The sequence below is a fragment of the Desulfamplus magnetovallimortis genome, from assembly GCF_900170035.1.
GTDB classification, from domain to species: Bacteria; Desulfobacterota; Desulfobacteria; order Desulfobacterales; family Desulfobacteraceae; genus Desulfamplus; species Desulfamplus magnetovallimortis.
Window position 1 is genome coordinate 12,018 of sequence record NZ_LT828555.1, and the last position, 5,992, is coordinate 18,009.

Here is a 5,992-nt window from a genome sequence, read left to right on the forward strand (position 1 = left end):
CCCGTCTGCTTTCGGGTTTATTTCAAAGGCATGGACTTGTCCGGGTGAGATAAACAACAGGCTACCCCAGGAAAATTCATATGGCTTGAAATGTTTGGCACCCATGAAAATGGGGTCGTTCCTTTCATTTTTTGATTTGGAGTGTATTGACACTTGCACCTCTCATAGGAGAGGTCGATGATTGATGGAAGGATAATAACATCGACCACAGGCGGGGGATAGGTGCATCCTTTTCAAAAAATGGTAAATATCGAACTTCTGCCTCTTCCTTTCGGTTCATGTTGCGTCTCAGGGGCTTATTTCTTACAACCCACGAATACCGACCACGGCAAGAATGCCCTTTTTTTCACCAATGGTCAACACCGGAAGCCCCCTGGCTTAGGCCAATATCGAGAAGGAAATAAAAATGCATCGCGTGTATCAAAAACTTTTTTTTCATGATACTGACGAAAGTGGTGAAAAAAATGGGGGAGGGTGGAGGAAATGATCAAGAAATCGATTGAAAAGATAGGAATGAAGATATGAATGAGTTTTTGGCAAATAAACAGGTGGCCTTCTGGGTGCCGGGAATATCGGCCTTTCCATTGCACAGGGGATCGTTCGATCCGGTGCATGTGATGCCCATCAAATTCATTTGACCCGAAGAAAGGTAGAACGACTCGATCCGGAAAAGGAACAAGGCTACCAGACCGGATCTGACAATATTTATACTCGATGTTCATACTCGATGTTCAAGCTTTTGATGATAAACGTGCCAAAAATTTCAGCAAGAGATGTTAAGAATAAACACTCATGACCCAAGGCTTGGCTGGGCAGGTTCTATACCTACCCAATTTCCAAGAGGTATAGAACCTGCACCTACGAATTTGACTGCTCGATGATCAATTTCGAAGGGTGTTGACTTAGAATGCGTTGGTGATCGATAACACTATCTTGGATGATTCCGCCTCATCCTCAGCCCCGAATTCTTGCAATACCCTTAAATTAAACTGAAGAAGTCGAGGGAGAAAAAACAGGTTTATCTCACCGCCGATGGCATAGTTGCTTCCCCTGTCGTCTTCAACATTCGGGCCGGAATCCTCGCTGATCTGCCAGTATCCAAATCCCACCAATCCTGGTCTGACAAGCAGTGTATCAGAGGCATGGAACTCTTTGGCAATTCCCCAGTCAACAATAAATTCTGATCCTGGTTGCAAATCCGTATCTTCCTGTTCGTCGTAGATCAGCGTTCGGGTAAGGGCAGAGAATGTCCATGTTTTCGCCGGATCAAGATAGAGCGGAGACTCTTGAAAAAATGAAGGAGTATACATGGCCCGGTAATGTCAGGGAATTGGAAAACATGGTGGAGCGTGCTGTTATTTTATCGCCGGATGAGTATTTGAAACTGGATCATTTTTTGCCAAAAAAATCTACCAGAAGGATCATATCGGACACATCAAAAGAGGATATGGAAGCGTTGATTGACAAAAAAATTCAGGCAGTTTTAGATAGCTATTTCCATGGGAATCAAACGCATATTAAAAACGTTCAAAGCAACGTAGATATAGAGCCTTTTAGTTCCCATGGTCAAATTTCAATACCATCGGCATCCGGGCAGATTAAACCCCTTGATGAGACAATTAAAGAAAGCATTCAGGCTGCTCTTGCAACTACGAGGGGGCGTGTGCACGGCCCGGACGGGGCGGCTCAATTATTGGGCTTAAATCCTTCCACACTGTGCAATAAGATGCGTAAATTAGGTATTGATAAATCCAAATTGTGCTAATTGCCTCTGACTCATTCCTAAGAATTTAAGTCCATGGGTTTAGCAATTCGACGCCACTGACCTTCATATCTTTAATATTTCTTGTTACGACAACCAAATCATGAAAAAGTCCCGTAGCTGCAATAAGTCCATCTATTGCAGGTAGTGTTTTTCCCAAAAGTTCAGATTGTGCCTGAATTTTTCCCCAAGTTGTTGCGGCCTGGATATCAAAATCAATTATTCTATTTTTAAATCGCACCCTCAAATCATACATGACCCATTTATGGAGGGTACTTTTTTTCCTGCTATCTGGCAATTTTTCTATTCCTTTATGCAGTTCGCCAATTGTTAGAACACTTATGAATAAATTTGCTTCCTCGATATTTCCTATCCATTGAACAACCTTTTGATTTGGTTCCTGTTTTATCAGCTCAGATATTACGCATGTATCCAGCAAGTACTTCATAGGACGATATCCCTTGGCATTTCCCTGCTTCTTGAAAAATCAATATTTTCTTCCGCAAGTGGAGAATTTTTGAAAAATTCAACCAGAGTTGTTGAGGGTTTCGTCAGCCGTTTGTATTCGTTAATTGAAATGACAACTACTGCCTCTTTACCATGTTTAGTTACAATCTGAGGTCCTTTTTTCTGGACTGTTTCAACAAGGTTACTGAATTTGTTTTTTGCATCTTGAAGTTGCCAGTGGTTTTCAATCATGATGACACCTAATTGTTATTCTTTTTGGCATCCTTCATGACCACTTTACACTTTCTGAGGCCAAGCTCCGTTTTTCAGGGGCTTTCTCCAAAAAGTGTAAACTACTTTTGTGGAGATATGAAAGATGCCTTCTTTTTGTTATTAAAAAATCAAGCCAGACTGTCTAAACTATATTTTAGAAAAAGAATGATGTCAACAGGATTATTTGTGATCTTGCACCTTGTACATCCTGTAGCGGAAAAAATGGTATTGCCCATTTCTTAGAGTCTTCCGTGCCTTTTTGACCTTGGGGGGCCATTTTATTTCCGCAACGGTAATGGGCACTGCACCGTGGATGCTTGATATTTGGTTGGCGGAACGCACTTCAATTTCGTTGTCGATATTTCCGAAAATATCAACAAGGATCAACACCATGGTCAATAGTACGAAGGCCGGGATCAACAATTCCTTCATACCGTGGCGCTCTCTTTAATAATACCGATGGCAGGATCAGTGGCCCATCGGGTGCGGCTCGACTATTGGGATTGAATCCCAACACCATGCACAGCCGTATGGATAAACTGGGAATAGACTTTCGGCGGGATAAAATATGTACCTAAAAGATAACCAAGTGCTTCGTCAAATCTAAAAATCAGGGGTGGGTTAGTTGAAAATGATCGATGGATGATACATACCAAAAAGAATTTAACCCTAAAATCAAGTGTTGACAAAGCACAAGGGAGAGCGGCACAGCCGCAGTTCGGTTCGGATTTAGATCGTCAGTGACAGTTCAACGGCCTCCTGGGGACAGATCTGGAAACAACTGCCGCATTCATCGCAACGGGAGCCGTCCACACGATTCGGATTTTCCTTCAACTGCCTGTAAAATGGTTTTACAACCATTGTCAGAAAATAGATGTTCTCTTCATCACTTCCGCAAATGCTGATAATGCGGCTGTGCATGGTCTCTTTGTCCAGCGTTGTTATTGAAACGGATCCGATTTTTTCCAGGGCTTGTTGAACTTCCTTACTTAAACTCATGTGTTGCCTCCATGGGATGAAGATGTTTGTTTGGGGAGCTTATGGTGCACCCGCATAATGAAGCCGTAACGGCAGAAATAACGTTTATGGCCCGATCCGAAAAAGAGATGGATCGGCCCGTGATAGGGGCAGGGACATCGGGATCATCCCTGTTGATTCGAATCAAATGACTTTTGGGATTGTCATGTGTGATCTTTTCAAACGGCCAGCGGATCCAGACCGGGGTATTGAAACCAGTACCGATATCGATGAGCAGAAGCTGTTTCTTTTTATGTGCCTGAACCCACTTCACAAAGGCATTATGCTCATGTTCATAGGGTGCATCAACAAACCGGTCGTTCCCCCTGATATTATAGAATACATGCCCTCCGCAGTTGGGGCACGTCGGTACAAATTCCTCCGGCAGCTTTCCCGTCAGGGGATCAACCAAAGGGAGCAGGCCTCTGATGACGGGTTCCGATGGCCAGGTTTGATCCGAGCAGGGGGTCTGGCACTGAATGCGGCCATAGTCCCCCTGGGGCGAATATAACCTCTCTTTGGCAAAACCGTTTCGAAGAAAAAGCGCATCCACATTGGTGGTGATGATAAAATACTCTTTTTTTCGGGACATCAGCTCCAGCAGTTGTTGGTACACGGGCTGCACAGAGTTGCAAAACCGCATATTATTGCCGTGATTCAGGTAATATCCCCAGAAAAGCTCTGGAAAAAAGCTCTGCTTCAATCCCATTAATTCCGCATTGGTCGAGAAGCCATACTGTAGCATGGCGGGATATCTTTCAGCAAAAGAGCTGGAATCGAAATAATTGATGCCCGCATCAACGGAGAGTCCGGAACCGGCACCCATCAGGATAGCATCTGCCTGTTCAAGCAGGCGAGCAAAATGGTCTATTTTTTCTTTGAAGTTCATTTTTTTTCAATCCAATTTACTGAGATTTCATCTCACCCAGCCCGAAATTGTTTCCCTGTATACGGCATTGTCTGAATCGGAAAACACATTAAAGATCACCGTCTCATGTTTGAATCCCTGTGTTCTGATATCCTCTTTGAGGAATGAGGGGGAAATAGTTTCTCCACTTATAACACTCCCTATGCCCCTCTCCATGGTTGGAGAGGGGTAGTTGTTAATTTTGATCCTGTTCCTGAGAAGAGCTAATTTTACCGTCCCTGAATCTTACTTAAATCCAAATTTGCCGTTTGCATTTTTCCGTTCGTTCTCAGGAATAATGGTTTCCATAACATCCCAGTGCTCGGCAATCTTGTTATTTTCAATTCGAAACAGATCATAAAAAGAGGTCGGCTTACCTGCAAATTCCCCTTCACTGACGGCCAGAACAAAATTCCCTTCTCCCAGGATCAGGTGATTTGCATGGTAAACCATTGTGATGCCTTGTTTTGCCATGGCATCCAATGCATTGCCAAGACCTGAAACCCCGTCAGCGATGGCACTGTTGTGCTGGATATAGTTATCGCCATCAAAGTAGTTGCCCAACTTGTCAAACTCTCCTTTGACAAGAATGGTATTCACAAAATCCTTTACCAGCAGTTTGTTGTGTTTCGTTTTTGAGAGATCTGTTGCTTGGGTGGGGCCATCAAACTGGGTATGGCCGCTGGGATTTGGTGTTTCTGCTTTTGGGGATAAATTATCCCAATGCTCGACAATTTTGCCGTCTTCAAACCTGAAGATATCAAAACCGGCTTTGGGTCCGAAAAAATTGTAATCCGTGTGGGTGAACACATAATCGCCATCTGAAAAGGCCCGAATGACATTGACCTTCAGACTACCTTGGGGGATATTTTTCAGTAATTCACCAAACCCGGCAAGGCCGTCGCCGACCATAAGGTTGTGCTGGATATAGTTATCCGGATTGATGTATCCAACAGGTGCGGGGTCACCTGTTTCAAGGCTGTTGAGAAGGGCTATGACCTTGTCTTTGTTGGACAACTCTGTTTGGGGTGCATTGTTCGCCTGGATGGATGCACAGGACACCAGAAATAATACGGCAAAACAAAATACAATACTCTTTTTCATGTCTATCTCCTTGATTTCGAGCCAATCCTTTTTCAGGAATGAGTCTTAAATAATTTGCCCATTCCTAATCATGCTCTTGGGGGTAATGCCGACCCGTCAATTTCTGTCAAAAAAAACAAAAACTTGGGGAAAGGCTTATGGGATGCGGGTATTCCGCATTAAATCTGGAGATGAAAATACATGAGAATGGACACCCCGGATAGGTGTATTCGTGTTTAAGAATGGTAAAAGTCGAATTGGAGGGCTATTTTTTCAATATTTTTCTGAACTGGGAGGGAGAGTGGCTGGTGTGTTTTTTAAAGTATTTTACAAAATTGGTCGGCTCTTCAAACCCCATTAAGTAAGTTAATTCTTTGATGGAGATATCTGATATAGCAAGTTGCCTTTTGATTTCCAGAATGACAAAGTTATCAATGAAGGATTTGACCGTGTTGCCTGTAATGGCTTTTGCAATTTTGTTCAAGTGGTTGTAGGAGATATCC

The 5,992-nt window shown here is 43.3% G+C and carries 10 protein-coding genes; 2 read left to right on the forward strand and 8 right to left on the reverse strand.

What is annotated here, in order from left to right:
* Nucleotides 1-556 precede the first annotated feature (556 nt).
* Nucleotides 557-796: an NAD(P)-binding domain-containing protein gene (locus tag MTBBW1_RS30445; protein ID WP_087881813.1), complete on the forward strand. Its 240-nt coding sequence runs from the start codon at nucleotides 557-559 to the stop codon at nucleotides 794-796.
* A 106-nt stretch (nucleotides 797-902) separates the two neighbouring features.
* On the opposite strand, the gene MTBBW1_RS20815 is transcribed toward MTBBW1_RS30445, so the two are convergent.
* A complete protein-coding gene (locus tag MTBBW1_RS20815; RefSeq protein WP_080806997.1) occupies nucleotides 903-1,310 on the reverse strand; it encodes a transporter in 408 nt (135 codons plus the stop codon).
* Between MTBBW1_RS20815 and MTBBW1_RS20820 the strand changes: the two genes are divergently transcribed.
* A complete protein-coding gene (locus MTBBW1_RS20820) occupies nucleotides 1,295-1,765 on the forward strand; it encodes an AAA-type ATPase lid domain-containing protein (protein ID WP_483863764.1) in 471 nt (156 codons plus the stop codon). The genes MTBBW1_RS20815 and MTBBW1_RS20820 overlap by 16 nt on opposite strands.
* 25 nt (nucleotides 1,766-1,790) lie before the next feature.
* Here MTBBW1_RS20820 and MTBBW1_RS20825 read toward each other — a convergent pair whose 3' ends face one another.
* From MTBBW1_RS20825 to MTBBW1_RS20855, 7 genes are all read right to left on the reverse strand, one after another.
* The gene (locus MTBBW1_RS20825; RefSeq protein ID WP_080806762.1) at nucleotides 1,791-2,210 is read right to left on the reverse strand and encodes a type II toxin-antitoxin system VapC family toxin; all 420 of its coding nucleotides are present in this window, start codon (nucleotides 2,208-2,210) and stop codon (nucleotides 1,791-1,793) included.
* Nucleotides 2,207-2,461 (reverse strand): type II toxin-antitoxin system Phd/YefM family antitoxin, encoded by a 255-nt coding sequence (locus tag MTBBW1_RS20830; RefSeq protein ID WP_080806764.1) that lies wholly within the window; start codon nucleotides 2,459-2,461, stop codon nucleotides 2,207-2,209. Before MTBBW1_RS20830 ends, MTBBW1_RS20825 begins: the two co-directional genes overlap by 4 nt.
* Before the next feature lie 201 nt (nucleotides 2,462-2,662).
* The gene (locus MTBBW1_RS28620; protein ID WP_080806766.1) at nucleotides 2,663-2,914 is read right to left on the reverse strand and encodes a hypothetical protein; all 252 of its coding nucleotides are present in this window, start codon (nucleotides 2,912-2,914) and stop codon (nucleotides 2,663-2,665) included.
* A 297-nt stretch (nucleotides 2,915-3,211) separates the two neighbouring features.
* Nucleotides 3,212-3,481: a 4Fe-4S binding protein gene (locus MTBBW1_RS27945; RefSeq protein ID WP_222424130.1), complete on the reverse strand. Its 270-nt coding sequence runs from the start codon at nucleotides 3,479-3,481 to the stop codon at nucleotides 3,212-3,214.
* Nucleotides 3,468-4,388: an SIR2 family NAD-dependent protein deacylase gene (locus MTBBW1_RS20845; protein ID WP_080806768.1), complete on the reverse strand. Its 921-nt coding sequence runs from the start codon at nucleotides 4,386-4,388 to the stop codon at nucleotides 3,468-3,470. Before MTBBW1_RS20845 ends, MTBBW1_RS27945 begins: the two co-directional genes overlap by 14 nt.
* Before the next feature lie 264 nt (nucleotides 4,389-4,652).
* Nucleotides 4,653-5,510 (reverse strand): nuclear transport factor 2 family protein, encoded by an 858-nt coding sequence (locus tag MTBBW1_RS20850; protein WP_087881815.1) that lies wholly within the window; start codon nucleotides 5,508-5,510, stop codon nucleotides 4,653-4,655.
* A 244-nt stretch (nucleotides 5,511-5,754) separates the two neighbouring features.
* The coding region (locus MTBBW1_RS20855; protein ID WP_186441580.1) for a helix-turn-helix domain-containing protein at nucleotides 5,755-5,992 on the reverse strand (238 nt) is incomplete at its 5' end.